Source organism: Nocardioides sp. Root1257 (genome assembly GCF_001425175.1).
Taxonomy (GTDB): Bacteria; Actinomycetota; Actinomycetes; order Propionibacteriales; family Nocardioidaceae; genus Nocardioides.
Genome location: NZ_LMDV01000001.1, coordinates 500,766 through 526,733 on the forward strand (window position 1 = coordinate 500,766; position 25,968 = coordinate 526,733).

Consider the following 25,968-nt stretch of genomic DNA (forward strand, 5'->3'; position numbering starts at 1 on the left):
CTCAGTGGCGCTGGCCGGGCCGGTCGACGACGACGGCGTCGGCGACCGTGTCCTCGTACCAGGTCTGGCCCGCCGTGACGTCGAGCCCCTTGGCGCCGCCGATCCGGCCGCCCTCGAGGGCCGTGACGCGCACGCCGCGGTAGGCATAGGTGTCGGGGTCGAGCAGCAGCTCGCGGCGGCTGAGCAGCCCGCTCGCGTCCGGCGCCCGGTCGAGCGTCACGGCCAGCACCGGGTCGCCGAGGAGGTCGGGCTCGGCGTCGGCGTCGATCGTGACGCCGGGGACGGTCGCCAGTGCGTCGAACAGGTCGGCGCGGGCCGTGGCCGGCAGCACCGGCTGGCCGAGTGCCTCGACGACCGCCTCGAAGTCGCGCACCGCCTCGGTCCCGCCGTCGACATCGGCGAGTCCGCCGGCGCGCAGCGCCGCGAGCAGCGCCGCGGGCTCGTGGGGCAGCCGCGCCGCGGCGTCGTACCACTCCGCGGGCGACGGGACCGACGGGTCGTCCTGGAGGTGCTGCACGTGCAGGGCACGCGGGTGGTCGGAGGGCGCGTCGGCGTACTGCGTGCCGTCGAAGCGGGTCCAGCCCTCCCCCGGGACCATCGCGAACGGTCCGCCGTCGGTGGCGCCGCCGTACACCGTCTCGAAGACCCACTGGTCGTCGCGCGGGCGGGGCACCTGGTCCGCGGCGACGGCGGTCGCCGCGCGGCCGAGGACGGCGGCGGCGCTCGGCGAGGCGGCCGGCCCGGCCTGCAGCGCCAGGACGCCGACGGCGCCGACGGCGACCGCGGCGGCCGCCGCGAGGGCGGTCGGCAGCGGGCCGAACCGGCGGGCGCGCGGAGTCGTCGCAGCCAGGACGGCGTCGCGGACGGCGCTCGGGGCTCCGAGGGGCGCGTCGGCGCGGAACTCTCGTACGAGGGTCAGGTCATCCATGGTTTCCTCCACGTGCCTCGAGGGCGGTCAGCGGGCGTACGGCGACGCGCTCGGTGCCGGGTGACAGGGTGGTGCGCACCTTGCGGCGCGCCCGGTTGAGCCGGGACCGGACGGTGCCGACCGGGAGGTGCAGGGCGGCGGCGACCTCGGCGTAGCTCAGCTCCGCCCACGCGACGAGCAGCAGCACGTCGCGCTCGCCGGCGGACAGCTCGGAGAGCGCGGTCGCGAGCTCGCGGTTCATCGCCTGCGCGCTGACGCGGTCGTCGGCTGCCTCCGCCCACGAGCTGGCGACCGGGTCCACGCCCGAGCGGGCGTAGGCGCGCAGGCCGCGGACCTCGCTGCGCCGGTGCTTGGCCGCCAGGTTGCTGGCGATGCCGAACAGCCACGGCCGGGCGCTCTCCGCCGTCGGGTCGAACCGCGACCAGGACCGGAAGGCGGCGACGAAGGTGTCGGCCGTCAGGTCGTCGGCGACGTCGCCGCCGAGGCGCCGGCGCAGGTAGCGGTGGACGTCGTCGGCGTACCGGTCGTAGATCTCGGCGAACGCGGGCGGCTCGGAGCGGGGCGGTGGGTTCGGTGTGCTCACACCTGTTGTTTCCCGATCCCCTCAGACGAGTTCGCGCACAGCCCGAGCAGGTGGTCGTGCGTCTCGCGGTCCGCCGCAACGAGGAGCCCGCTCCCGCCAGGCGAGTCCACGGCCTCCCCACGCAGGTCCGTGACGACGCAGCCCGCTGCGCCGCAGATCGCGATGCCGGCCGCGAAGTGCACGTTGTCCGTGAAGCGACCGTCGGTGACGTACGCCGCCCGCCGGCCCGCAGCCACCCACGCCAGCGCCAGCGTCGTCGAGAGCACCCGCCCGCCGTACCGCGCGCGGAAGTCCGGGTGCCCGAGCAGGACGGCCGGCCGGAACCGGCCGGGGTCCGGGTGGACGGCGTCGAGGTTGACCTCGACGAGGGCCGAGTCGGGCGACGGGTACAGCGGGGCGTCGCCGACGGGGGTACGGCACCAGGCGCCCACGCCGTCGGTCCAGAACACCTCACGGGCGATCGGGTCCGCCGACGCCGCGGCCTCGATGCGGTCGCCGACCCGGAGTGCGACGTTGGTGGCGATGAGTGGCGTGGTGACGGCGAAGTTCAGCGTCCCGCACAGCGGGTCGACCAGCCAGGTCCGCCGGGCGGCCGCGCCGGTGAGGCCGCTCTCCTCCCCGAGGACCGCGTCGTCCGGTCGTGCCTCGCGCAAGAAGGCGACGATCGCTCGCTCGGCCTCGATGTCGGCGGTCGTCGCGAAGTCGGTGGGCGACTTGGCGTAGCGCTCGACCTCGGCGCCGTAGTGGGCGCGGACCACCGCCGCGCCGGCCTCTGCGGCCGCCACGGCGAGCTCGGCGTCCGACATCAGCCGGCGACGAACGAGAGCCGGACCTGACGCGCGTCGTTGTCCACGTTGAGGTCGACCAGGCAGACGCTCTGCCAGGTGCCGAGCGCCATCCGGCCGTCGAGGACCGGGACGGTGGCGTGCGGCGGCACGATCGCCGGCATCACGTGCGAGCGGCCGTGGCCACGACTGCCGTGCCGGTGCCGCCACCGGTCGTCGGCGGGCAGCAGGTCGCCGAGCGCCGCCAGCAGGTCGTCGTCGCTGCCGGCACCGGTCTCGATGATCGCGATGCCCGCGGTCGCGTGCGGGACGAAGACGTTGAGCAGTCCGTCGCCGCGGTGCGCGACGAAGTCGCGACAGTCGTCGGTGAGGTCGAGGACGACCTCGTCGTGTCCGGTTCGAAACTCCAACGTCACCGAATCCATGGGCCCATGGTGTCATCGGGCCGCTACCGTCCGCCCATGGAAGTCCTGTCCCGAGGCTGGCGCACCGACCTCGCGATCCTCGCGCTGTCGGGCAGCACCGTGGAGCACCGCCCGACGTACGTCGTCGTGCGCACCGCCGACAACCCCGGCTACCGCTGGGGCAACTTCCTGCTCCTGCGCCGACCGCCGCTGCGCCGCGACCTCGGGCTCGTCGAGCAGCTCTTCGAGCGCGAGCTGCCGGGGATCGGCCATCGTGCGTTCGGGATCGACGCCCCCGACGGGCAGCCGGGCGAGCTGGCGCCGTTCGCCGACGCGGGCTACAGCGTCGAGTCCGCCACCGTGCTGACCGCGACGACCGTGCAGCCGCCGCCGCGCCCCAACACGAGCACCCAGGTCCGACCCCTGGCCGGGGACGCCGACTGGGCCCAGCGGGTCTCCCTCGACCTCGCCTGCCACGACGGCGGGGCTGACGGCTTCGGCGACTTCACCCGGATCAAGGCGGCGGCCGAGCGCCGGCTGACCGAGCACGGCGCCAGCGCCTGGTACGGCGCGTTCGACGACGGCCGGCTGGTCGCCACGATGGGCATCGTGCGAGCCGGCGACCGGGTCGCGCGCTTCCAGGAGGTGCAGACCCATCCCGAGGCCCGGGGCCGCGGCGTGGCCGGCACGCTCGTGCACGCCGCCGGCACCGATGCCTTCCAGCGGCTCGGCGCGACGACGCTGGTGACCGTGGCCGACCCGGACTACCACGCGATCCGGATCTACCGCTCGGTCGGCTTCACCGACGCCGAGGTCCAGCTGACCGCGGAGCGCCGGCAGGTGTGATCGTCAGACGTCGGTCCCGGGCGCGCCGCCCTCGGGGTCCTGCAGCCCGCCCGCGCACGACGCCATCGGCTCCGGCGCGGTCTCCCCACCGCCGTACGTCCGGATGAAGAGCGCGAGCCGCGGGTCGTCCGCGCCGTCCAGCGCCAGCTGCTCGCCCCACACGGTGACGACGACCGGCGCGGTCAGGCCCGGGTACGGCGCCATGATGCCGTTCTGCGGCAGCGCGTCGGCCAGCGTCGCGACGTCGTCGTCGCCGAGGTCGGGGTCGTAGCTGATCCAGACCGTCCCGTGCTCGAGGTCGTGGACCGCGTTCTCCTCCCGGACCGGCTCGTCGTACGTCCCGCAGTCCAGCCACTCCGGGGCGTGCTCGCCGCCCACGGGCGGGCTCTGCGGGTAGTCGACGTCGTCCTGGGTGTGGTCGTTCGACAGCCCCTGGTAGGACTTCACGGCGCTGAGGTCGCTCGGCACCGGCTCGTCCTCGTCCACGAGCAGCGGTACGGCGACGGCCAGCGCGACGACGATCGCCACTGCGACGGCGGCGAGCGCGATCACCGGCCCGCGCCGGGACCGCTGCGGCTCGGGGCCGGACGACGAGAGCAGCGTGGGCTCGTCGGTCGGCGGCTGCCCCGGTGGCGGGTACGACGGCGGCGGGGGTGGGTACGACGGCGGTGGCGGGATGTCGGACATCAGCCCTCCAAGAGCCTCTCCACGCGCTCGACCTTCGCCGTGAGCTGCCCGTCCCAGCCGGGCCGGATGTCGGCCTTGAGCACCAGCCCGACCCGCGGCGAGACCGCGGTGACGACGTCGACGGCCTGCTTCACGACGGCCATCACCTCGTCCCACTCCCCCTCGATGTTGGTGAACATCGAGTTCAGCTCGTAGGGCAGCCCGGACTCCTTGACGACGCGCACCGCGGCGGCCACCGCCTCGGAGACGCTCCCGGTCTCATCGGCGGTGCCGGGCGAGATGCTCATGGCGACGATCATGGGGAGACGGTATCGAGAGACTCCAATCGCAGCCGGGCCAGGGCGTCGCGGGCCTGGGACTTCACGGTCCCGACCGAGATGCCGAGCACCCGGGCGGTCTCGGCCTCGGTGAGGTCCTCGTAGTAGCGGAGCACGATCACCGCACGCTGCCGCGGCGCGAGCCTGGCCAGGGCCTGCTGGAGCTCCAGGCGGTCGTGGACCGGCTCGGTGACGGCGGTGTCGGGCACCCGGTCGGTGTGCACCTCGCGCCATCGGCGCCGCCGCCACCGGCTCACGCTCTCGCGGGCCAGGATCGTGCGCACGTACGGCTCCGGGTGGTCGGCGATCCGCCCCCAGTGCGGCACCGCCTTGATCAGCGCGACCTGCACCAGGTCCTCCGCGTCCTCGTGCGAGCCGGTCAGCAGGTACGCCGTGCGCAGCAGCGCGCCGCGGCGGGCCGCGACGTACTCCTCGAAGGAGTCAGGCCCGGACACGTCGCCTCCAGAGCACGAGCGCGCCGAGACCGAGGACGACGACCGCGGCCGCGGCTCCCACGACGAGCCGGGGATCCATCGGCGTCGGTGGTGCGGGCGCGTCGTACACGGGCGCCGACCAGCCGTCGGCGGCCAGGTGCATGCCCGGCACCCACGACGACCCCGGGGTGATGAAGTCGGCCGTCCGGCCGGTGCCGACGTCCACGAGCTGGTACGCCGCGTGCCCGTAGGTCGACACGACGAGGTGACGGTCGTCGCGCCACGCGAGCACCTCGTTGGTGCGCACGCCCGGCACCCGTCGCCCGACCGTGCCCCCGTGACCGTCCGGTGTGAGCACGACGAGACCGTGCTTGGACCCGTCGAAGGAGCTGGGCGTGGGATCGAGGACGACGGCCAGCCGCTGCTCGTCCGCGCTGACGACCGCCCGGCCGGTGAAGGACCGGTCGATGCGCAGCGATCGCGGTCGCGCACCGTCCGCGGTGTAGAGGTCGACGCCGTTCCCGTTGGGCTCCACGACGCTCGTCGGGGTCGCGCTCTCGTTGCCGAACGACGGGCTTCGGTCGAGCGGGAGGTCCTGGGCCTCGTCATCCTCCGGTGACCAGACCGTCGTGCTCCCACCGCGCGCCGAGCTCGCGCTGGCGTCGAGGAAGGCGTAGGCGGAGAACCACAGGCGGTCCCCCACCCAGACCATCCCGTTCGGCGACAGGCCGAACTCCGTGGTGACGTCGCGTCGGGTCACCTCGTCGGTCTCGACGTCGTAGGCGGCGACTCCCTGCACCCGGCCGTCGTCGACGTACCAGTAGCCGACCCAGCGCCCGTCCGCCGAGACGGCGATGTCGCTCGAGCCCATCGGGTCGTCGAGCTCCGACCAGCCCGGCAGGTCGAGCCGCCGGTACTCCCCGGTCGACGCCGACACCCCGACCAGGCCGCCCTCGGACCCGACGACCGCCACCACGCGTCCGAGCGGCCCCTCGTCGTGCGTCGTCGGGAGCCATCGACTCGGTTCGTAGAAACCGGTTCGGCAGCCGGACCTCACCCGTGGGACCGGCCGGCACGGGCTCGCCGGCGGACCGCTGCCAGGTCACCGTGCCCAGAACCCCGAGGAGCACGACCACCACGGTCGCGACGACCGCGTTCCCCGCCCGCCGCCGGCGGTGCCAGCGACGACCGCGGTCCCACAGGTCGGGCGCGGGACCGCCCGGCGGGGCGTCCTCGGCCAGGTCGGCCAGGCGGTCGTGCAGCGTCGTCATGGGTTCCTCCGAGAGGTGATCACACCACTACCCACGCCACCACCGCCGGAGAAGGAGGGGTCCTGAAATGACACCGGCCCGCCAGACGTGGTCTGGCGGGCCGGCGTACGGGGCTGATCAGGCCTTGCGCAGGTTGCGCAGGACGTACTGCATGATGCCGCCGTTGCGGTAGTAGTTCGCCTCGCCGGGGGTGTCGATGCGGACGACCGCGTCGAACGACACGCTCTGCCCATCAGCGGGGGCTGCCGTGACCTTGACGGTCTTCGGCGTCCGGCCCTCGTTGAGCTCGGTGATGCCGGAGATCGAGAAGGTCTCCTCACCGGTCAGGCCCAGCGACTCGGCGTTCTCGCCCTCCGGGAACTGGAGCGGGATGACGCCCATGCCGATCAGGTTCGAGCGGTGGATCCGCTCGTACGACTCGGCGATGACCGCCTTGACGCCGAGCAGCGAGGTGCCCTTGGCGGCCCAGTCGCGCGACGAGCCAGAGCCGTACTCCTTGCCGCACAGCACGACGAGCGGGATGCCCTGGGCGATGTAGTTCTCCGACGCCTCGAACACGGTCGTGACGGGCGCGTCGTCCTGGGTGAAGTCGCGCGTGAAGCCGCCCTCGGTGCCGGGAGCGATCTGGTTGCGCAGGCGGATGTTCGCGAACGTGCCGCGGATCATCACCTCGTGGTTGCCGCGCCGCGAGCCGTAGGAGTTGAAGTCGCGGTTCTCGACACCGTGCTCAGCCAGGTACGTGCCCGCGGGCGAGTCCTTCTTGATCGCACCGGCCGGGCTGATGTGGTCGGTGGTCACCGAGTCACCCAGCTTGAGCAGCACCCGGGCGCCCTCGATGTCCGTGACCGGCTCGGGGGTCTCGGGCATGCCGTCGAAGTACGGGGGCTTGCGGACGTACGTCGACTCCTGGTCCCACTCGAAGGTCTTGCCCTCCGGGGTGGGCAGCGACTGCCACGCCTCGTCGCCGGCGAAGACGTCCTGGTAGCTCTCGTCGAACATGTCGGACGTGATCGCCTGCCGGATGGTCTCCTCGACCTCGGACGGCGACGGCCAGATGTCCTTCATGAAGACGTCGTTGCCGTCCTGGTCCTGGCCCAGCGGGTCCGTGAACAGGTCGAGGTCCATCGAGCCGGCGAGCGCGTACGCGACGACCAGCGGCGGGGACGCGAGGTAGTTCATCTTCACGTCCGGGTTGATCCGGCCCTCGAAGTTGCGGTTGCCCGACAGCACCGAGACGACCGCGAGGTCCTTCTCGTTGACGGCGGCCGAGACCTCGGGGATCAGCGGGCCGGAGTTGCCGATGCAGGTGGTGCAGCCGTAGCCGACCAGGTTGAAGCCGAGCTTGTCGAGGTACGGCGTGAGGCCGGACTTCTCGTAGTAGTCGGAGACCACCTTGGAGCCGGGGGCCAGCGTCGTCTTGACCCACGGCTTGCGGGTCAGGCCCTTCTCGACGGCCTTCTTGGCGAGCAGCGCCGCGCCGATCATCACCGACGGGTTGGACGTGTTGGTGCACGACGTGATCGCCGCGATCGTGACGGCGCCGTGGTCGAGGGTGAACTTCGTGCCGTCCTCGAGGGTGACCTCGACCGGGTCGCTCGGGCGCTTGCCGTCGGCGGACGCGGCGGCCGAGAAGTGCACCGGGGCGGCCTCGCCGTGGCCGTTGGACGGCGGGTCGGAGGCGGGGAAGGACTCGGCCACGGCCTCGTCGTACCCGTTCTCGTCACCTGCGGTGTCGACGTAGTCCTTGAGCGCGGACCGGAAGCCGGCCTTCGCATCGGCCAGCTCGACGCGGTCCTGGGGGCGCTTCGGGCCGGCGATGGACGGGACGACGGTCGCGAGGTCGAGCTCGAGCTTCTCGGAGAAGCGCGGCTCGGCGTCGGGGTCGTGCCAGAGCCCCTGCTCCTTGGCGTACGCCTCGACCAGCGCGAGCTGCTCCTTGCTGCGGCCGGTGAGCTCGAGGTACTTCGTGGTCTCCTCGTCGATCGGGAAGACCGCGATGGTCGAGCCGAACTCCGGGCTCATGTTGCCGATCGTGGCGCGGTTGGCCAGCGGCAGAGCGGAGACGCCGGGGCCGTAGAACTCGACGAACTTGCCGACGACGCCGTGCTTGCGCAGCATCTCGGTGATCGTGAGGACGAGGTCGGTGGCCGTCGAGCCCTCGGGCAGGTCGCCGTTGAGCTTGAAGCCGACGACGCGCGGGATCAGCATCGACACGGGCTGGCCGAGCATCGCGGCCTCGGCCTCGATGCCGCCGACGCCCCAGCCGACCACGCCGATGCCGTTGACCATCGTGGTGTGGGAGTCGGTGCCGACGCAGGTGTCGGGGTAGGCCTGCGTCACGGCCGCTTGTCCTGAGCCTGTCGAAGGGACCTCGCGGGTGAAGATCGTGCGGGCGAGGTGCTCGATGTTGACCTGGTGGACGATGCCGGTGCCCGGCGGAACGACCTTGAAGTCGTCGAAGGCGCCCTGGCCCCACCGCAGGAACTGGTAGCGCTCGCGGTTGCGCTCGTACTCGATCTCGACGTTGCGCTCGAACGCCTCGGGGGTGCCGAAGACGTCGGCGATCACGGAGTGGTCGATGACCATCTCGGCGGGCGCGAGCGGGTTGATCTTGGACGGGTCGCCGCCGAGGTCGGCCATCGCCTCACGCATGGTGGCGAGGTCGACGACGCACGGGACCCCGGTGAAGTCCTGCATGATCACGCGTGCCGGCGTGAACTGGATCTCCTTGCTGGGGTCGGCGTCCGCGTCCCAGCCGGCGATCGCCTTGATGTCATCGGCGGTGATGTCCGCGCCGTCCTCGGTGCGGAGCAGGTTCTCCAGCAGCACCTTCAGCGAGAACGGCAGGCTCTGGACGTCCAGGCCCTCGCCCTCGACCGCGTCGAGGCGGAAGATCTCGTAGGACTTGCCGTCCACGTCCAAGGTGCTCTTGGCACCGAAGCTGTCCTGACTGGCCACAGCAGTCATCTCCTGATGTCTCGTCGTCGTCTCGGCTGCTCCGACCATCCTGCCGCCGCACGCGAGCGCCGCAAAAGGAAGGCTGCCCTAACTCGGTCCCCGTCCGGAGGCGGGATCGTCGAAGCGATATCTCTTGATATCAAGATACACGATGCCGAGACGAACGACGAGCGCGACTCACCCCTGGGCAAGCTCCGCGTTGTGCTGCCACTTCTCCCAGGTCGCGAGGCGCGACTCGTAGTCGGCCTTGGCGATGCCGAGGGGGGCGCTGCCGAGGAAGGCGCGCAGCGGCGGCTCGTCGGCGTCGACGATCGCGAGGACGGCGGCGGCGGAGGCGGTGGGGTCGCCGGGAGTGCCGACGCGCTTCTTGCGGGCCTCGACGGTCTGCTCGTGCAGCTCGGCGTACGCCGGGAGCTCCGCGGAGCGCTTCGAGGACGACCCGCCCCAGTCGGTGGCGAAGCCGCCGGGCTCGATCAGGGTGACGTGGATGCCGAAGCCCGCGACCTCCTGCGAGAGCGCCTGCGAGAAGCCCTCCAGTGCCCACTTCGACGCGTGGTAGGCCCCGACCAGCGGGAAGGCGGAGATGCCGCCGATGGACGACACCTGGAGGATGTGGCCGGAGCCCTGCTCGCGCAGGAACGGCAGCGCCGCCTGGGTGACCCACATGGCGCCGAAGACGTTCGTCTCCATCTGGTCGCGGAACTCCTGCTCGGTGAGCTCCTCGACGAAGCCGAAGTGGCCGTAGCCGGCGTTGTTGACGACGACGTCCAGCCGGCCGAAGTGCTCGTGCGCCTGCCGTACGGCGGCGAAGTCGGCCTCGCGGTCGGTCACGTCGAGCTGGAGCGGGAGGAGGCGGTCGCCGTACTTCTCGACGAGGTCGTCGACGGTGGTGGTGTCGCGGGCCGTGGCCGCGACGCGGTCACCGCGCTCCAGGGCGGCGATCGACCACTCCCGGCCGAAGCCGCGGGACGCGCCGGTGATGAACCAGGTCTTCGAGGAGGAGGTCATGTCCTCGAACGTACGACCTGGAGCGCGCTCCAACTCAAGGGCGGTGAACAGGTCGAACGCTCGTGGGACCGGCGACCTGGGCCCATATCTGGGCCCAGCGGCCCTGTCCCTTCGGCGGGAACTCGGCGAGGCTGCCGAGCATGCTCAAACGCCAGAGATCGGGTCGTGGCGACGACGGACAGAGCACGGTCGAGTACATCGGCCTCGGCGTTGTCATCACTGCCCTCATCGGCACGCTGCTGGCGCTCGGTCCCGGGACGCTGGACCGAGCCCAGGGCGCTGTCAATGGGGTGTACTGCTCGCTCGCCGCGGGCGCTCACTGTGGCGACCAGGCCTCGACAGAACCGCGCGCCTCCAGCAACGATCCGACCGGGGGCTCCCCCACCGGCCCCGACACCGCACCGAGCGCGACGACCTCGACGTACGCGCCGGACCCCCTGACGCCACGCGGGATCGCCGAGTCGGGTGACTACGTCGCACTCGGCGACTCCTACTCGTCCGGCGAGGGTGCCGACGACTACCAGCCCGGTACCGACGTGGACACCAACAGGTGCCACCGCAGCGGCAACGCCTACGGCCAACAGGTCTACAACGGCGGGGACTTCGCCGGAGGGTTCAGCTTCGGTGCCTGCTCCGGCGGCGTCGTCGAGGACTACTTCGGCCCGAACCAGACGAACGCGGGTGAGCAGGCACAACGCGACCTGATCACCCAGGACACCTCGCTGATCACCATCAGCATGGGCGGCAACGACTTCGGGTTCGCCGACGTGCTGAGCCACTGCGTGTTCCACGGCTGCGCGAATGACAGGTACCTCGCCGAGCTACGGCAGCGGATCGCCGTCGAGGCCGGCCAGCTGGTCGACATGTATCGCGACATGCGCGAGCGGGCAGGCCCGGACGCCCGGGTCATCGTGGTCGGCTATCCGCACCTGTTCGACGTCGACGGCAACCACAGCCTGTCCCTGTCGTCGCCGATCACCGCGGCTGAGCGGCGCTTCCTCAACAACATGAGCGACATGGCCGACCAAGCGATCCGCGACTCGATCGCCCAGGCAGATGCCGGGATCGAGTTCGTGGATATCCGCGACGCGTATGCGGGCCACGAGATCGGCACCGACGCCCCGTGGATCCACGACCTGTCGCTGCACTGGGACTGGGGGAACACCGGACCCAACCCGTCCAGCTTCCACCCCACCCAGGCCGGGCAGGACGCGATCCGCGACGCTGTGAACCAGCAGATCGATGAGGGACCATGAGCAGCAGGATGAGGACGATGACGAAGGGGGCCGCCGTGCTGCTGACCGTGCTGCTCGCGAGCGCAGCCTGCGGCGACGCCGGCAGCACCACGGGCACGGATCCGGCGCCGGCTGCGAGCCCGACGGGAACGCCCCCGACCCCGACGACGGAGCCGACGGAGGACGCGGTGAGCGGAGGCGAGGCGGCCGACGCCATCCTCGACGAAAGCCGGCTACCGGCTGGGTGGCGGTATGCGACCGGCGAGCAGACCCTCGGCGTCCCCGAGATGTGCGGCGTCGTCCTCGAACCTCCCGCGCTGAGCAGCTTCGCCACCCAGCGCTTCACCGCGGACTTTGCCGGCCCGTTCGTCATCCAGCACTCCTTCGTCTCCTCCGACGAGTCCGCGTCGGCGGAGCGGATGGCTGCGTGGGCGGAGGCTGCGGCGACCTGCACCACCTGGACGACCGAGGGCACCGAGCTGACCGTCTCCACGATCGCGGACCTTCCCAGCGTCGGCGAGGACTTCGGCGCGGTGCACGCCGAGGTGGAGCGCGACGGCGTCGTACAGCAGCGCGACTACGTCGCCTGGCGCGACGGGGCGCGGGTGACGGTGCTCATCGCGTACGGCGCCACCGATCTGCCCACCCACGCCGAGCTGGCGGAGATGATCACCGCGATCGCCGGTCACTGACGTCCCAGGGCTTCCAGCTGCGCCCAGCGACTCCGGTACCTGCGGCTGGCGGTCCGGTACCTGCGGACGAGGTGCACGGGTCCGTCCCTGGGCGAGCATCGGATCTCGGCGGATGCGTTCGGCGGCCGTCTCGAGAGAGGGAGTCGCACCCGTTGTTCGCTGAGGTCCCGGTCCTTCCGGTGGTGGTCCCGCTCGCTGCGCTCGTCCTGGCGGTCCTCGTGTGGCACCTGGTGCGGCGCGGTCTGCTCTCCGTGCCTCGAGCAGCGGTGGCCGTGGCACTCTGCGTGTACGTCGCCGGCGTCGTCGCGAACACGGTCTTCCCCATCTACCTGGACAAGCCCGCGAACGAGGCGCCGTGGGACGCCTACCTCACACTCACGCCGATCGCGGGCTACGAGGTGGGCGACGCCGTGATGAACGTCTGCGTGTTCGTCCCGCTCGGTGTGCTCCTGGCGCTCGCGCTTCCCGGCTGGCCGTGGTGGCGCGTGCTCGCGGTGGCGGCGCTGCTCAGCCTCGGCATCGAGCTCACGCAGTGGCTGACCGCGGGCCTCCTGGGCGGCGGCCACGTGGCGGACGTCAACGACCTGCTCTTCAACGTCGTCGGCGCTGCGGTCGGGTCGGGTCTGCTCGCGGCCCTGGTACGGGTGCCGCGCGCGGAGCGGGTGGTCGACCGGTTCCGCTGGGCCTGACGAGCGAGCTCCTCAGCTCTTCTCCAGCAGCGCCACGCACTCGACGTGGTGCGTCATCGGGAAGAGGTCGAAGCCGCGCAACGCCTTCAGCACGTAGCCGTGCTCGGCGAAGGTCGCGAGGTCGCGGGCCAGCGCGGCCGGGTCGCAGGCGACGTACGCGATCGCGCGCGGCGCCCGGTCGACGACCTGCTCGACGACGGCCCGGCGCGCACCCTCGCGGGGCGGGTCCAGCACGACCAGGTCGAACGGCTCGTCGTACGACGAGGTGAGGACCTCGCCGACGTCGCCGGCGGTGACCTCGAGGCCGGGGCAGTTGTCCGTCGACAGCGCCGACGCGGTCCGGTCGCCCTCGACCGCGACCACCCGGCCGCGGTCCCCCACGGCCGCGAGCAGGAACGCGCTGAAGAGCCCGACGCCGGCGTACAGGTCGAGGCAGCGCTCCCCCGGTCGCGGCGCGAGCATCTCCATCACCGTCGTCACCAGCACGTCGGGCGCGCCCGGGTGCACCTGCCAGAAGCCCTCGTCGGCGACCGCGAAGTGGCGGCCGAGCGCGGTGTGGTCCGACGCCGTCGGCGCCTCGAGCAGGCACGTGTCGACGGGCACCAGCTCGTGCGAACGGTGCTTCCGCATGGCCCGGCCGCCGTCCGGCAGCTCGACGTAGCGCTGTCGGGTGCGCCAGTGCAGGCCGTCCTGGTCGCCAGGCACCGCCTCGACCTCGCCGTCCCAGGTCAGGCCGGCCAGCCGGGACAGCTGCTCGCGCACGACCGCCGTCTTGAGCGCGCGCTGGGCGGGCAGCGCGACGTGCTGGAAGTCGCAGCCCCCGCAGAGGCCGGGTCCGGCGTACGGGCAGGGCGGGGTCACCCGGTCCGGGGAGGGCTCCAGCACCTCGACGGCGTCGCCGCGCCAGAACCGGTCGCCGTCGGTGCCCTCGGTGATCTCGAGGACGACCCGCTCGCCCGGGATCGCGTGCCGCACGAAGACCACGCGCGCCTCCGGCGGGTCCAGGCGTACGACGCAGTGCCCACCGTGCGCGACGGGACCGACGACCGCCTCGAACCGCGCACCGACGCGCGAGGAACCCTTCGGCTGCCTGGCCCGCGGCCGCTGGCGGCCGCGGCGCTGACCCGGCCGCTGACGGGGCGTCATTTCGGGATCTGGCGGTCGTTCTTCGACCGACTCGGGACGTTGCCCATCCGCAGCTCGGTCGGCCGCACCCAGGCGCCCTCGCGCTCCTCGCGCTCGCGCACGATCTCGGACGACCGCAGCTGGTAGGGCACCGAGGTGACCATCACGCCGGGCGCGAAGAGCAGCCGGCCCTTGAGGCGGAGCGCCGTCTGGTTGTGCAGCAGCTGCTCCCACCACCGGCCGACGACGTACTCCGGGATGTAGACCGCGACCACGCCGCGTGGGTTGGCCTTCCGGATCTCCAGGGCGTAGTCGACGATCGGCCGGACCAGCTCGCGGTACGGCGAGTGCAGGACCTTGAGCGGCACGTCGATGTTGCGCTCGTCCCACTCCTCGAGGAGCCGGTTGGTCGCCTCGGCGTCGACCGAGACGTAGACGCCCTCGAGGACGTTGGGCCGGGTCGCCTTCGCGAACGCGAGGGCGCGCAGCGTCGGCTTGTGGAGCTTGGACACCAGGACGATGGCGTGCACGCGCGAGGGCATCATCTTGTCCTCGTCGTCGGCCTCCAGCTCCTCGTTGACGCTCTCGTAGTGGCTGTGGATGCCGCGCATCAGCAGGTAGAACACGATCATCGCGAGGATCGTGATCCAGGCGCCCGCGAAGAACTTCGTGATCAGCACGATCACCAGGACGACCGCCGTGAAGGTGAGACCGACCGCGTTGATGGTCCGCGAGCGGTACATCCGGCGCCGTTCGCCGGCGTCCCGCTCGGTCTTCAGGTGCCGGGTCCAGTGCCGGATCATCCCGAGCTGGCTCAGGTTGAAGGACACGAACACGCCAACGATGTAGAGCTGGATCAGCCGGGTCGGCTCGGCGTTGAAGACCTGGATCAGGATGATCGCCATGATCGCGAGGAAGAGGATGCCGTTGCTGTAGGCGAGCCGGTCGCCGCGCGAGCCGAGCGCCCGCGGCGCGTAGCCGTCCTTCGCCAGGATCGAGCCGAGCACCGGGAAGCCGTTGAACGCCGTGTTGGCGGCGAGCACCAGGATCACGCCGGTGACCGTCACGACCAGGTAGAAGCCGGGCCGGAAGTCGGCGAAGATCGCGTCGGCGATCTGCGAGATGGCGGTGTGCTGGTCGTAGTTCGCCGGCAGCGGCTCCCCGTTCAGGGTCAGCCGGTCGAAGTCGGACGGGTCGACGAACTGCAGGCCCATCTGCTTCGCCAGCACGATGACGCTCAGCATCATCGAGATGGCGATCAGGCCCAGCAGCAGGAGCGTGGTCGCGGCGTTCTTGCTCTTCGGACGGCGGAACGCCGGGACCCCGTTGGAGATCGCCTCGACACCGGTCAGCGCGGCACACCCCGAGGAGAAGGCTCGGGCGAGCAGGAAGATGAGGGCGAACGTCGTCATCGAGTCGCCGTAGCCGGGCGCCGCGGTCATGTCGAGCTCGGCGCTCTCCACCTGGGGCAGGGTGCCCTGCGCGAGCTCGACCAGGCCGTAGGCGCACATGCCGAGGATCGCGACCATGAAGAGGTACGTCGGGATCGCGAAGAACGTCCCCGACTCCCGGATGCCACGGAGGTTGAGCGCCGCCAGGACGATCACGAGCGCCGTCGCGAAGTTCGCCTCGTGCCCGTTGAGCGGCCCGACCGCGGACGCGGCGTACTGCGCGCCCGACGAGATCGACACCGCCACGGTGAGCACGTAGTCGACCAGGAGGGCGCTGGCGACCGTCGTACCGGCCTTCGAGCCCAGGTTGACCGTCGCGACCTCGTAGTCGCCGCCACCGCTGGGGTAGGCGTGCACGGTCTGGCGGTAGGACGCGACCACCGCGGTCATGACGACCGCGACGGCGATGCCGATCTTCCACGACCAGACGTAGGCCGAGGCCCCGGCCAGGGAGAGCATGATGAAGATCTCGTCGGGCGCGTACGCGACGGACGACAGCGCGTCGCTCGCGAAGACGGGCAGGGCGATGCGCTTGGGCAGCAGGGTCTCGCCCAGCTGCGAGCTGCGCAGCTTGCGGCCGAGCAGCACCCGCTTCGACACGTCGCCGATACTCACGAGCCGAAAGGCTAGACCCACCATGTGACGCGGGGGGCATCCGCGCCGTACCGACCGCCCGACGTTGTAGCGTCTGCGTCGTGCATGTCGTGATCATGGGTTGCGGGCGGGTCGGCTCCACGCTGGCCCGCAGCCTCGAGGACCGCAACCACACCGTGTCGATCATCGACTCCGACCCGGACGCGTTCCGACGCGTCGGCCCGGGGTTCAACGGCGACAAGGTGACCGGCCAGGGCTTCGACCAGGAGGTCCTCGAGAAGGCCGGGATCCGGCGCGCCGACGCGTTCGCCGCCGTGTCCAGCGGTGACAACTCCAACATCATCGCCGCGCGGGTCGCGCGCGAGACGTTCGGGATCCAGCAGGTCGTCGCCCGCATCTACGACCCCGGCCGCGCCGAGGTCTACCAGCGTCTCGGCATCACGACGGTCGCCACGGTCAAGTGGACGGCCGACCAGGTGCTGCGCCGGTTGCTGCCGGCCGGTGCCGAGCCGGACTTCCGCGACCCGTCGGGCACCATCCGGGTCGACCAGATCCCCGCCCCCGAGTCGTGGATCGGGCACCGCACCGTCGACTTCCAGATGCAGTCGAAGAGCCGGATCGCCTGGATCGACCGTCTCGGCGAAGGCATGCTCCCGACCCGGGACAGCGTGATCCAGGAGGGCGACATCCTCCACGTCGCGATGCGCGAGGAGCACGCCGCCGACGCCTACCAGGTCATCGAGACCGGCCCGGACGAGAGCTGAGGACGTCATGCGAGTCGCCATCGCCGGAGCCGGGGCCGTCGGCCGGTCCATCGCCCGCGAGCTGATCCACAACGGTCACCAGGTCCTGCTGATCGACAAGAACCCCGACTCCATCAAGCCCGAGCGGGTCCCCGACGCCGAGTGGCTGCTCGCCGACTCGTGCGAGCTCTCCTCGCTCGAGGAGGCGCGCCTGGACCGCTGCGACGTCGTGATCGCCGCGACCGGTGACGACAAGGTCAACCTCGTGACGTCGCTGCTCGCCAAGACCGAGTTCGGCGTCCCGCGCACGGTCGGCCGGGTCAACCACCCCAACAACGAGTGGCTCTTCACCGAGGCCTGGGGCGTCGACGTCAACGTGTCGACCCCGCGGATCATGTCGGCGCTGGTCGAGGAGGCCGTGACCGTCGGCGACCTGGTGCGGCTCTTCACCTTCCGCCAGGGCAACGCCAACCTCGTCGAGATGACGCTGCCCGCGGACTCGCCGTACGTCGGGAAGCCGGCCGGCCTGATCCCGTTCCCCGAGAACTGCGCGCTGGTCACGATCCTGCGCGACGGGCAGGTCTACGTGCCCAACGAGGAGCAGCCGGTCGAGGCCGGGGACGAGCTGCTGTTCGTCGTCCCGGCCGACGTCGAGGAGAACCTGGAGCGCCTGCTCGCGCCCTCGGCCCACGGAGGCTAGTCGCCTGCCGGGTGCCGATCAGGACGCGGGCTGCGTGGACTCCACCGGCGTGTGGTTGCGCGACAGCACCCACACCATCGCCCCGAGGGCGGCGAGCTGGAGCGGCCAGCCCATCGCGATCTTGAGGATGCCGAGCGCGGCGACGGCCGAGTCGGCGTGGATCGCGCCCGACTTGCCGGCGAACCAGATCGGCGCCTGCACGATCACCCGGAGCGCGCAGGGTACGGCGAGCAGCCAGGTCAGCAGCGAGCAGAGCCGCGCCACCTGCCGGTCCCGGTGCCACGCGGTCGCGTCGCCGGTGACGCTGCCGACCATGAAGCCGACCAGCGGCCAGCCGATGAGGCAGGTGAACGCCAGCAGCACGGAGTAGCCGGCGTTGTAGATGATGCCCGGCAGGAAGTAGGCGAGCGCCTGGTCGTCGGCGCTGCCGCCGCGGCTCGCCGAGATCCGCACGAACAGCGCACCGATGCCGATGCCGAAGAGCGCGTTGAGGACGAACTGCACGCTGGAGCGCTGCACCATCCGCAGCGCGAGCAGCACCAGGGCCGAGCCGATGCTCACGGTGAGCGCCGTCCGGAGGTCCTTGGTCGTCAGCCAGAGCACCGTGAAGACGATCGTCGGCACCGCGGCCTCGAGCATGCCGCGCCGGCCTCCGAGCGCCTTGGACATCTGGGCCCGGACCACCGCCTCGACCGTCTCGACCCCGTCGTGCTCCGCGACCGGCTCCTCGACCGGCTCGTCGACCGGCCGATCGAACGGCTGGTCGGTCACGGGATGAGCTCGTAGCGCGGGTTGTAGAGGATCCGCTCGCCGTCCTGCTGCCCGATCCGGCCGACGACCGACAGGGAGCGGCCGGGTGCGATGCCGGTGATCCGGCGCCGGCCCAGCCAGACGATGGTGATCGAGCCGGTGCCGTCGCTCAGCTCGGCCTCGAGGGCAGGGACGCCGCCACGGGGCCGCAGCGTGACGGTCCGCAGGGTGCCGCGGAGCCGCACGCGCTCGCGGTCGGGCGCGGCGCCGATCTGCTCGCAGTCGTCGCCGCGGTGCGTACGGCGCAGGTCGCGCTCGTCCTGGTCGGTCGAGTTCGCCCACCGGCTGATGGTGCGCCGCAGCCTGGTCTTCTCGCCCATGGGACTACGCCCCCGGGCGGGTGAGCTGGTCGGCGGGCGGCAGGGTCAGCGGCAGGTCGGCGCCCGACGGCATCGCGACCGCGCCACGGCGTACGGCGGTCGTGGCGATCGCCTCGTCCCAGGGCCCGACCTGGTCGGGCTCGAGGGCGGCGCGACCGAGCAGCGTCGCGCGCAGCATCCACCGGCCGCCGTTGATGCCGACCACGCGGGAGGGCTGGGTGGCCGTGCGACCGTCCTCGCCGCGGACCGTGAGCTGGCAGACCAGCTCGGTGCCGTAGAAGCCCTCGCGCTCGGAGGCGGTGCCGCCGCGCTGGGCGTACTCCGCGGCGATCCGGGGCCGGATCTCCGACCACAGGTCACCGTTGCGCGGGGCGGCGAAGGCGCGCAGCTCGACCGCACCCTCGGCGCCCGCGAGCACCACGGACTGGACCTCGTTGGTGGACTCGTCGACCTGGAGGCGGATCTCGAGGCCGTCGACGTTGGCCAGCAGCAGCGACCCGAGGTCGACGCGCTCGATGCCGTCGTCGGGGAGGTCGTCGACGTCCCACGGCCCGGTGGCGGCGGACTGGTCCGGCTCTCCCGGGGCCGCCCCGCCGATCGCCTGGTCGACGTCCTCGTCGACGGGCGCGCCGGACGGCTCGCTGGACTTGCGGCGGAACTTCACGCGGACCTACTCACTGATGCTCACTGGTGACGAAAACCCTCCGGTAGAACCGTAACCCCCGGCGCCACGCACCGACTCGGGGAGGCCCGCCACGTCGACGAACGCCGCTCGCTCGAAGCGCTGGATCACCAGCTGCGCGATGCGGTCGCCGCGACGCAGCTCGATCGGCTCGCGCGGGTCGTGGTTGATCAGCATCACCTTGATCTCGCCGCGGTAGCCCGCGTCGACGGTGCCCGGGGTGTTCACGATCGACAACCCGTGCCGCGCAGCGAGGCCGGAGCGCGGGTGCACCAGGGCGACGAACCCCGCCGGCAGTGCGATCGCGATGCCGGTCGGCACCATCGCCCGCTCCCCCGGCGCCAGCGTCACGTCGACGGTCGTCAGCAGGTCCGCGCCCGCGTCGCCGGGGTGGGCGTACGACGGGAGCGGCAGGTCGGGGTCCAGGCGCTGCACGAGCACCTCGAGCTGGCTGCCGTCCACGCTTTCGCCCACGCTTTCGTCCACGCTGTCCTCCACGTGGGCGGACCCTACCGGCCGGCGCCGCGGTCCCCAATGACAGGATTCCGCCTGTGAGTCCTGTCAGCACCGGCTACCGCGAGCGGCTCGGCGTACCGCTGCGCTGGTGGGTCCAGGGCACCATGCTGGTCGCCACCCTGTGGCTGGCCGTCGTCGTGGCGCTGCCGGCCGCCGGAGCCTGGGTGATCACCGCCATCGCGATGGCGCTGCTGTGCGCCGGCCTCGGGGCGTACGGCGCCGTGCGGGTCGAGGTGGACGGCGACACGTTCCGGGCCGGACGCGCCCACATCGCGGCGACGTACGTCGGCACGGCCACGCCCCTCGACGCGGGTGCCGCCCGCCACCTGGCCGGCCCCGGCGCCGACGCCCGCGCCTTCCTGCTGCTGCGTCCCTACCTCAAGCGCGCCGTCCGGGTGGAGATCACCGACCCCGCGGATCCCGCGCCGTACTGGCTGGTCGCCACGCGCCATCCGGAGGAGCTCGCCGAAGCGCTCGCCGCGATGACGCGGTCGGCCTGATCCGCTCGCTTCGGGACTGACCCACCTGGGTAGTGTTCGGCCATGGCTGAAGGTGGATCCAAGGTGTGGAGCGCGTTCTCGGTGGCCTCCGCCCTGATGGCGGCGGCGGTCGCGAAGAAGGCGATCGACAAGACGTGGACGGTCGCGACCGGCAAGAACCCGCCGGAGAACCCCGCGGACCCCGACGTCGACGTCTGGGAGGCCGTCTCGTGGGCCCTCGTCAGCGGCATGGCCGTCGGCCTGGCCCGGATGCTGGCCCAGCGCCGGGCGACGTCCTACTACGTGCGCTCGACGGGGCACCTGCCCGGCCAGCTGGCCCAGGACGGCAAGTAGTCCGACCCCTCGAACAGCAGAAGGCCGCAACCCAGGGGGTTGCGGCCTTCTGACGTCGTGCTGCGCTCAGGCGCAGTCGAAGCAGATCATCTTCTTCGGGTCAGCCAGCTGGCTGCGGTGGTGCACCAGGAAGCAGCTCATGCAGGTGAACTCGTCCTCCTGCTTGGGCTTCACCTCGACGGCCAGCTCCTCGTGGGAGAGGTCGGCGCCGGGGAGCTCGAAGGACTCTGCGGCCTCGGTCTCGTCCTCGTCGACCTTGCCCGAGTTCTTGTCGTGGCGCCGAGCCTTGAGCTCCTCGATGCTCTCCTCGGACTGGTCTTCTTCGGTCTTGCGCGGTGCGTCGTAGTCGGTCGCCATTCGTCACTCCACTCTGCGAGGCGTCTGGGCGGTACGCCTCGTACGTCTTCGTCTCATCGTCATTCGTCGTCTGCTCGGCGCCGAGATTGTGCACCATGAACGTTCAAAAAGGCACACCGGGATGGCGTCGCCGAGCGTGAACATCCGGTGACGGCCCGCTATTCCCCCGTTTCGGGTGAGAAGCCGGTGCTCGTGACGACCGTCAGCAGCTCGTCGAAACCGTGTGCGGGACCGCACACCAGGAGGTCCAGTCCCCCGATGCCCGGCAGCACATGCGTCCGGGCTCCGGCGATCCGGGCGATCAGGCCTGCGGCGGCGTGGTCCCAGAGGTTGACGCCCTCCTCGACGTACCCGTCCAGGCGACCGTCGGCGACCAGGCACAGGTCCAGGGCGCACGACCCGAGTCGGCGTACGTCGCGCACCAGCGGCAGCAGCCGGGTGACGGCCTCGGCCTGGAGGACGCGCACCCGCCGGTCGTAGGAGAAGCCGGTCGCGATGAGCCGTTGCGCCATCGGGGCCGGCCCGCGCACCGCCACGGGTACGCCGTCGCGGGTGGCCGACTCCGGGCCCGAGGCGTCGGCGAGCCGGCCGACGTACTCGGTGCCGGCCTGCACGTCGAGGACCACCCCGGCGACGACCTCGCCGTCGAGCTCGGCCGCGATCGACACGGCGTACTGCGGGATGCCGTAGAGGAAGTTCACGGTGCCGTCGATGGGGTCGACGATCCAGCGCACCCCGGTGCTGCTCGCGACGTCGTCGCCCTCCTCGCCGAGGAAGCCATCCTCGGGACGGGCAGACCGGATGTGCTCGCGGATCAGCGCCTCGCTGGCCCGGTCGGCCTCGGTGACGACGTCGACGTCACTGGACTTGGTGGCCGCGACGGTGACGTGGCCCCGGGCGCGCTCGCGCACCAGCTCGGCGGCGGCGCGGGCGGCGGAGAGGGCCAGGTCGACGAGCTCCTGGTTGCCGGCCATCAGGCGCCGGCCAGGGCGGGCCGGTCGGCGCGCGGGTTGGGGCAGCAGCCCACGGCGCAGCGGTCCCAGCAGGCCGGCAGCGAGCCGACGGCCGCCCGGTCGACCGCCTCGCCGCGCTCGACGGCGGCGCGCTCGAGGAGCAGGTCGCGCACCGCCGCGACGAAGCGCGGGTCGATGCCGGCGGTGGCGGCCCGGCTGGCCGGGAGGCCGAGCTTCTCGGCCGTCGCCATCGCCTCGGTGTCCAGGTCGTAGATGACCTCCATGTGGTCGGAGACGAAGCCGATCGGCACCATCACCACCGCCGAGGCACCGGTCTCGTGCAGCTGCTCGAGGTGGTCGTTGACGTCCGGCTCGAGCCAGGGGGTCTGCGGCGATCCCGACCGCGAGCAGTAGACGAGCTCGTGCGGGTGGCGGCGGCCGGTCTCCTCGCGGACCCGCTCGACGACCTCGAGCATGACGCTGCGGTGCTGGTCGGCGTACGCGCCTCCCTCGGGTCCGCTGCCGTCGTTCATGGCGTCGGGGATCGAGTGCGTGACGAACGCGAGGTGGGCCGTGTCGCGCACGTCGTCGGGCAGGTCGGCCAGCGCGGCCAGCGTCGCGTCGACGGCCGGCTCCACGAAGCCCGGGTGGTTGAAGTAGTGGCGCAGCTTGTCGAGCACCGGCGCCCCGTCCCCCTGCTCGACAGGAAGGGCGTCGACCGCGTCGAAGAGGTTCTCGCGGTACTGCCGGCAGGAGGAGTACGACGAGTAGGCACTGGTCACGAAGCAGGCGACCCGGGTGACCCCGTCGGCCGCCATCTGCCGGACCGTGTCGGTCAGGTAGGGGTCCCAGTTGCGGTTGCCCCAGTAGACGGGCAGGTCGATGCCGGCACCGGCGAGGTCGTCGCGCAGGGCGGCGAGGAAGGCCCGGTTCTGGTCGTTGATCGGCGAGCGGCCCCCGAACTCGTAGTAGTGCTGACCGACCTCCTCGAGGCGCTCGCGCGGGATGCCCCGCCCGCGGGTGACGTTCTCCAGGAACGGCACGACGTCCTCGGGCTTCTCCGGGCCGCCGAACGACACCAGCAGGACGGCGTCGTACGGGCTGGTGTCGGGACTCATGCCAGCCATCCTAGGAAGGGTGTCGCAATGATTCGTCGGCGGTCGACGGCCACCGATACCGTCACGGCTGATGCTCACGTCGTACCGCCGGATCCTCGCGAAGCCCGGCGCACTCCTCTTCTCGATGACCGGCCTGGTGGCGCGGCTGCCGATCTCGATGATCGGCCTGGGCATCGTGCTGCTGGTCTCCGCCGCGACCGGGTCGTACGGCGTGGCCGGGGCGATCTCCGCGGCGTACATGCTGGCGAACGCCGGCTTCGCGATCCTGCAGGGGCGGCTGCTCGACCGGCTCGGCCAGGGGCGGGTGCTGGCCACGGCGAGCATCGCCTTCGGCGTCGCGACGGCGCTGCTGGTCGCGTCGGTGCAGGCGGACTGGCCGGTCGTCTGGACCTACGTCTTCGCGGCCGTCGGCGGCGCCTTCCTCCCGCAGGTCGGCTCCTCGGTGCGGGCGCGGTGGTCCCACGTCCTGGACCGGCCGGCCGACGTGCAGACGGCGTTCGCGCTCGAGGCCGTGCTGGACGAGGCCGTCTTCATGATCGGCCCGATCCTCGTCGCCGTGCTGGCGACGACGTGGCACCCGGCGGCGGGCATCCTGGTCGCCGTCGTCGCGTGCGTCGGCGGCACGCTCTTCCTCAGCGCGCAGCGCGCGACCGCACCCCGGCCGCACCCGCGGGACAGCTCCGACGGCCCGCGGCCGCCGATGCCCTGGCGCTCCGTCGTGCCGCTCGCCGTCGTCTGCGCGGCCCTCGGGGTGCTCTTCGGCGCCGCCGAGGTGACGACCGTGGCGTTCGCGGAGGAGCACGGGCGCAAGGCGGCGTCCGGCGTGCTGCTCGCGCTCTGGGCGTTCGGCAGCCTCGCGGCCGGCGCCATCACCGGCGCGATCCACTGGCGCCGCGGCCCGGCGCTGCGGGTCCGCTGGGGTGCGCTGGCGATGGCGTGCGCGATGGTGCCGCTCCACTTCATCGGGTCCATCCCGGTGATGGGCGTCGTGCTGTTCGTCGCCGGCTTCGCCATCGCCCCGACCCTGATCGGCGCGATGTCGCTGACCGAGTCGGTCGTGCCGCCAGGCCGCCTCACCGAGGGCATGGCGATCATGCAGACCGGCCTCGTCGCCGGGGTCGCGCCGGGGGCCACGCTCAGCGGGCTGGTGGTCGACCACCAGGGCGCGTCCGCGGCGTACCTCGTCTCCGCCGGCGCGGGGCTGGTGGCGGCCCTCGCCGCCCAGACCCTGCCCAGATCTAGAACTCGTTCCACCGCGGAGGTACCGTCCGCCGGGTGATCCCCACCCTCGCAGGCCTGCTGCTCGCACGCGCCGACGACGACGGCAGGCGCTGCTGTTCGAGGAGGATCGCTGGTCCTGGCAAGACCTGGTGGCAGCGTCGGCGGTCCGGGCCGCCGCCCTGGGCGACATCCGGCCGCCGGACGGTCGTCCGTGGCACGTGGGTGTGCTGATGGACAACACGCCCGAGTACCTCTTCCTGGTCGCGGCTGCCGGCCTCTCCGGCGCGACGGTGGTCGGCATCAACCCCACCCGTCGCGGCGCCGAGCTGGCCGCAGACATCCGGACGACCGACTGCGACACGATCCTGACGGAGCCGGCGTACCTGCCGCTGCTGGACGGCATCGACCACGGGGCCCGTCAGGTGCTGGTCGTCGGGCAGCCGTCGTACGACGACCTGCTCGCCCGGCACGCGGGAGCACCGGTGACGGCGAGCGAGACGGCCGAGGACCCGGCGACCCTGCTGCTGCTCCTCTTCACCTCCGGGTCCACCGGCACGCCGAAGGCGGTCGTGTGCTCGACCGGCCGCTTCGCGCTGCTGTGCCAGGTCACCCCGCTCCAGCTGGCGCGCGACGACGTCGCCTACAACGCCATGCCGATGTTCCACGGCAACGCGCTGATGGCGTCGTGGGGTCCGTGCCTGGTGCACGGCGCGACGTTCGCCCTCCGGCGGCGGTTCTCGGCGTCCGGCTTCCTCGACGACGTCCGCCGGTTCGGGGCGACGTACTTCAACTACGTCGGCCGTTCGCTGTCCTACGTGCTGGCCCAGCCGGAGCGCCCCGAGGAGCGGGACAACAGGCTGCGGAGCGGCTTCGGGACCGAGGCCTCGGCGCGTGACCGGGCCGAGTTCGAACGACGCTACGGGTGCCCGCTCGTCGAGTCGTACGGCTCGTCCGAGGGCACGTGCTCGATCCGACGCGTGCCCGGTACCCCGGAGGGTGCGCTCGGGCTGCCGGCCGAGGCGACACCGGTCGAGGTGCGCGGCGCCGATGGCCGCGTCTGCCCGCCCGCGCGCTTCTCCACCGACGGCCGGATGCTCAACGCCGACGAGGCGATCGGCGAGATCGTGGCGGTCGGGGCGGCGGCACGCTTCGAGGGCTACTACGCCAACCCCGAGGCCAGCGCCGAGAAGATCCGTGGTGACGACTACTGGAGCGGCGACCTCGCCTACACCGACGAGGACGGCTGGTTCTGGTTCGCGGGCCGCTCCGCCGACTGGCTGCGGGTCGACTCCGAGAACTTCGCCGCGGCTCCCGTCGAACGGATCCTCGCGCGGCACCCCGAGGTCGCCGTCGCCGCGGTGTACGCCGTGCCCGACCCGCGCACCGGCGACCGGGTGATGGCGACGCTCCAGGTGTCCGGCGACCCCGAGGCCTTCGACGTCCCGGCCTTCGCGGGCTTCCTCGAGGAGCAGACCGACCTCGGCACCAAGTGGGCGCCCGGACTGCTGCGGATCACGCGCGACCTCCCGGTCACGGCGACCCGCAAGGTCGACAAGCCGGCCCTCAAGCGACTCCAGTGGAGCGGCGCCGATCCGGTCTTCGAGCGCACCCGCGACGGCTACGTCCCGTTGACGCCCGAGCGGGACGCCGAGCTGCGTGCCGAGTTCGCCCAGCACCGGCGTACGGCGCTGCTCCGGGCGTGACTACG

At 72.0% G+C, this 25,968-nt stretch carries 29 protein-coding genes and 1 pseudogene; 11 read left to right on the top strand and 19 right to left on the bottom strand.

What is annotated here, in order from left to right:
- Window position 1 precedes the first annotated feature (1 nt).
- From ASC77_RS02470 to ASC77_RS02485, 4 genes are read right to left on the bottom strand one after another with little or no spacing between them, the layout of a single operon-like run.
- Window positions 2–928, bottom strand: a complete 927-nt coding sequence (locus tag ASC77_RS02470; RefSeq protein ID WP_056148450.1) for a CU044_5270 family protein — start codon at window positions 926–928, stop codon at window positions 2–4.
- Entirely contained in the window at window positions 921–1,511 is a 591-nt protein-coding gene (locus ASC77_RS02475) for an RNA polymerase sigma factor (RefSeq protein WP_082574398.1), read from the bottom strand. The genes ASC77_RS02470 and ASC77_RS02475 overlap by 8 nt, the downstream gene beginning before the upstream one ends.
- Window positions 1,508–2,317, bottom strand: coding sequence for an inositol monophosphatase family protein (locus tag ASC77_RS02480; protein ID WP_056148453.1), 810 nt, complete (start codon window positions 2,315–2,317; stop codon window positions 1,508–1,510). The genes ASC77_RS02475 and ASC77_RS02480 overlap by 4 nt, the downstream gene beginning before the upstream one ends.
- Entirely contained in the window at window positions 2,317–2,721 is a 405-nt protein-coding gene (locus tag ASC77_RS02485) for a secondary thiamine-phosphate synthase enzyme YjbQ (protein ID WP_056148455.1), read from the bottom strand. The genes ASC77_RS02480 and ASC77_RS02485 overlap by 1 nt, the downstream gene beginning before the upstream one ends.
- A 36-nt stretch (window positions 2,722–2,757) precedes the next feature.
- Between ASC77_RS02485 and ASC77_RS02490 the strand changes: the two genes are divergently transcribed.
- Window positions 2,758–3,546, top strand: a complete 789-nt coding sequence (locus tag ASC77_RS02490) for a GNAT family N-acetyltransferase (protein ID WP_056148459.1) — start codon at window positions 2,758–2,760, stop codon at window positions 3,544–3,546.
- A 3-nt stretch (window positions 3,547–3,549) separates the two neighbouring features.
- On the opposite strand, the gene ASC77_RS02495 is transcribed toward ASC77_RS02490, so the two are convergent.
- From ASC77_RS02495 to ASC77_RS02520, 6 genes are all read right to left on the bottom strand, one after another.
- Entirely contained in the window at window positions 3,550–4,233 is a 684-nt protein-coding gene (locus ASC77_RS02495) for a DUF3105 domain-containing protein (protein WP_056148461.1), read from the bottom strand.
- Window positions 4,233–4,532 (bottom strand): MTH1187 family thiamine-binding protein, encoded by a 300-nt coding sequence (locus ASC77_RS02500; RefSeq protein ID WP_056148464.1) that lies wholly within the window; start codon window positions 4,530–4,532, stop codon window positions 4,233–4,235. The genes ASC77_RS02495 and ASC77_RS02500 overlap by 1 nt, the downstream gene beginning before the upstream one ends.
- Entirely contained in the window at window positions 4,529–5,005 is a 477-nt protein-coding gene (locus ASC77_RS02505; protein WP_056148467.1) for a SigE family RNA polymerase sigma factor, read from the bottom strand. The genes ASC77_RS02500 and ASC77_RS02505 overlap by 4 nt, the downstream gene beginning before the upstream one ends.
- Entirely contained in the window at window positions 4,992–5,960 is a 969-nt protein-coding gene (locus tag ASC77_RS02510) for a hypothetical protein (RefSeq protein WP_056148470.1), read from the bottom strand. The genes ASC77_RS02505 and ASC77_RS02510 overlap by 14 nt, the downstream gene beginning before the upstream one ends.
- A 412-nt stretch (window positions 5,961–6,372) precedes the next feature.
- Complete coding sequence (locus ASC77_RS02515; RefSeq protein WP_056148471.1) at window positions 6,373–9,222, bottom strand: aconitate hydratase; 2,850 nt, start codon at window positions 9,220–9,222, stop codon at window positions 6,373–6,375.
- A 168-nt stretch (window positions 9,223–9,390) separates the two neighbouring features.
- Window positions 9,391–10,221 carry an SDR family oxidoreductase gene (locus tag ASC77_RS02520; RefSeq protein ID WP_056148474.1) on the bottom strand — a complete coding sequence of 277 codons (831 nt, stop codon included), beginning with the start codon at window positions 10,219–10,221 and terminating at the stop codon, window positions 9,391–9,393.
- 140 nt (window positions 10,222–10,361) lie between these two features.
- Between ASC77_RS02520 and ASC77_RS02525 the strand changes: the two genes are divergently transcribed.
- The 3 genes from ASC77_RS02525 to ASC77_RS27095 all read left to right on the top strand — a co-directional run bounded on the left by ASC77_RS02525 (window position 10,362) and on the right by ASC77_RS27095 (window position 12,837).
- Entirely contained in the window at window positions 10,362–11,477 is a 1,116-nt protein-coding gene (locus tag ASC77_RS02525; RefSeq protein ID WP_056148476.1) for an SGNH/GDSL hydrolase family protein, read from the top strand.
- A 17-nt stretch (window positions 11,478–11,494) separates the two neighbouring features.
- Window positions 11,495–12,148: a hypothetical protein gene (locus ASC77_RS27090; RefSeq protein ID WP_056148479.1), complete on the top strand. Its 654-nt coding sequence runs from the start codon at window positions 11,495–11,497 to the stop codon at window positions 12,146–12,148.
- Window positions 12,149–12,300: 152 nt separating this feature from the next.
- Window positions 12,301–12,837: a VanZ family protein gene (locus ASC77_RS27095; protein ID WP_056148481.1), complete on the top strand. Its 537-nt coding sequence runs from the start codon at window positions 12,301–12,303 to the stop codon at window positions 12,835–12,837.
- Window positions 12,838–12,849: 12 nt separating this feature from the next.
- Here ASC77_RS27095 and ASC77_RS02540 read toward each other — a convergent pair whose 3' ends face one another.
- Window positions 12,850–13,983, bottom strand: coding sequence for a class I SAM-dependent RNA methyltransferase (locus ASC77_RS02540; RefSeq protein WP_056148483.1), 1,134 nt, complete (start codon window positions 13,981–13,983; stop codon window positions 12,850–12,852).
- Window positions 13,980–16,052 (bottom strand): APC family permease, encoded by a 2,073-nt coding sequence (locus tag ASC77_RS02545; protein ID WP_056148485.1) that lies wholly within the window; start codon window positions 16,050–16,052, stop codon window positions 13,980–13,982. Before ASC77_RS02545 ends, ASC77_RS02540 begins: the two co-directional genes overlap by 4 nt.
- Before the next feature lie 56 nt (window positions 16,053–16,108).
- Between ASC77_RS02545 and ASC77_RS02550 the strand changes: the two genes are divergently transcribed.
- Window positions 16,109–16,771, top strand: coding sequence for a potassium channel family protein (locus ASC77_RS02550; protein ID WP_056148487.1), 663 nt, complete (start codon window positions 16,109–16,111; stop codon window positions 16,769–16,771).
- A gap of 7 nt (window positions 16,772–16,778) precedes the next feature.
- A complete protein-coding gene (locus tag ASC77_RS02555) occupies window positions 16,779–17,450 on the top strand; it encodes a potassium channel family protein (RefSeq protein WP_056148489.1) in 672 nt (223 codons plus the stop codon).
- Window positions 17,451–17,468: 18 nt separating this feature from the next.
- Here the strand turns inward: ASC77_RS02555 and ASC77_RS02560 are convergent, their stop codons facing one another.
- Genes ASC77_RS02560 through dut form a run of 4 tightly spaced genes read right to left on the bottom strand, consistent with a single transcriptional unit; the run spans window position 17,469 to window position 19,736 of the window.
- Window positions 17,469–18,221, bottom strand: coding sequence for a DUF3159 domain-containing protein (locus ASC77_RS02560; RefSeq protein ID WP_235547408.1), 753 nt, complete (start codon window positions 18,219–18,221; stop codon window positions 17,469–17,471).
- Window positions 18,218–18,580 carry an OB-fold nucleic acid binding domain-containing protein gene (locus ASC77_RS02565; RefSeq protein WP_056148492.1) on the bottom strand — a complete coding sequence of 121 codons (363 nt, stop codon included), beginning with the start codon at window positions 18,578–18,580 and terminating at the stop codon, window positions 18,218–18,220. Before ASC77_RS02565 ends, ASC77_RS02560 begins: the two co-directional genes overlap by 4 nt.
- A 4-nt stretch (window positions 18,581–18,584) precedes the next feature.
- Window positions 18,585–19,244 (bottom strand): DUF3710 domain-containing protein, encoded by a 660-nt coding sequence (locus ASC77_RS02570; RefSeq protein ID WP_056148494.1) that lies wholly within the window; start codon window positions 19,242–19,244, stop codon window positions 18,585–18,587.
- A 6-nt stretch (window positions 19,245–19,250) separates the two neighbouring features.
- The gene (gene dut / locus ASC77_RS02575) at window positions 19,251–19,736 is read right to left on the bottom strand and encodes a dUTP diphosphatase (RefSeq protein WP_156390881.1); all 486 of its coding nucleotides are present in this window, start codon (window positions 19,734–19,736) and stop codon (window positions 19,251–19,253) included.
- A 77-nt stretch (window positions 19,737–19,813) separates the two neighbouring features.
- Here dut and ASC77_RS02580 point away from each other — a divergent pair, with 77 nt between their 5' ends.
- Together ASC77_RS02580 and ASC77_RS02585 are read left to right on the top strand one after the other, a co-directional pair.
- Window positions 19,814–20,278 (top strand): DUF3093 domain-containing protein, encoded by a 465-nt coding sequence (locus ASC77_RS02580; RefSeq protein WP_056148499.1) that lies wholly within the window; start codon window positions 19,814–19,816, stop codon window positions 20,276–20,278.
- 42 nt (window positions 20,279–20,320) lie between these two features.
- Window positions 20,321–20,611 carry a DUF4235 domain-containing protein gene (locus ASC77_RS02585; protein WP_056148502.1) on the top strand — a complete coding sequence of 97 codons (291 nt, stop codon included), beginning with the start codon at window positions 20,321–20,323 and terminating at the stop codon, window positions 20,609–20,611.
- 66 nt (window positions 20,612–20,677) lie between these two features.
- On the opposite strand, the gene ASC77_RS02590 is transcribed toward ASC77_RS02585, so the two are convergent.
- The 3 genes from ASC77_RS02590 to ASC77_RS02600 all read right to left on the bottom strand — a co-directional run bounded on the left by ASC77_RS02590 (window position 20,678) and on the right by ASC77_RS02600 (window position 23,039).
- A complete protein-coding gene (locus ASC77_RS02590; protein ID WP_056148505.1) occupies window positions 20,678–20,968 on the bottom strand; it encodes a DUF4193 domain-containing protein in 291 nt (96 codons plus the stop codon).
- Between the two features lie 158 nt (window positions 20,969–21,126).
- The gene (locus tag ASC77_RS02595; RefSeq protein ID WP_056148508.1) at window positions 21,127–21,942 is read right to left on the bottom strand and encodes an inositol monophosphatase family protein; all 816 of its coding nucleotides are present in this window, start codon (window positions 21,940–21,942) and stop codon (window positions 21,127–21,129) included.
- Complete coding sequence (locus tag ASC77_RS02600) at window positions 21,942–23,039, bottom strand: ferrochelatase (protein WP_056148512.1); 1,098 nt, start codon at window positions 23,037–23,039, stop codon at window positions 21,942–21,944. Before ASC77_RS02600 ends, ASC77_RS02595 begins: the two co-directional genes overlap by 1 nt.
- Before the next feature lie 70 nt (window positions 23,040–23,109).
- On the opposite strand from ASC77_RS02600, the gene ASC77_RS02605 reads away from it, so the two are divergent.
- The 3 genes and pseudogenes from ASC77_RS02605 to ASC77_RS27680 all read left to right on the top strand — a co-directional run bounded on the left by ASC77_RS02605 (window position 23,110) and on the right by ASC77_RS27680 (window position 25,963).
- Window positions 23,110–24,318 (top strand): MFS transporter, encoded by a 1,209-nt coding sequence (locus ASC77_RS02605; RefSeq protein ID WP_056148515.1) that lies wholly within the window; start codon window positions 23,110–23,112, stop codon window positions 24,316–24,318.
- A gap of 40 nt (window positions 24,319–24,358) precedes the next feature.
- Window positions 24,359–25,411 (top strand): annotated as a pseudogene (locus tag ASC77_RS02610) (AMP-binding protein); the annotation flags it as partial.
- Window positions 25,385–25,963: an AMP-binding enzyme gene (locus ASC77_RS27680; protein ID WP_414813158.1), complete on the top strand. Its 579-nt coding sequence runs from the start codon at window positions 25,385–25,387 to the stop codon at window positions 25,961–25,963. The pseudogene ASC77_RS02610 and the gene ASC77_RS27680, both read left to right, overlap by 27 nt.
- The last annotated feature ends 5 nt before the right edge of the window (window positions 25,964–25,968 follow it).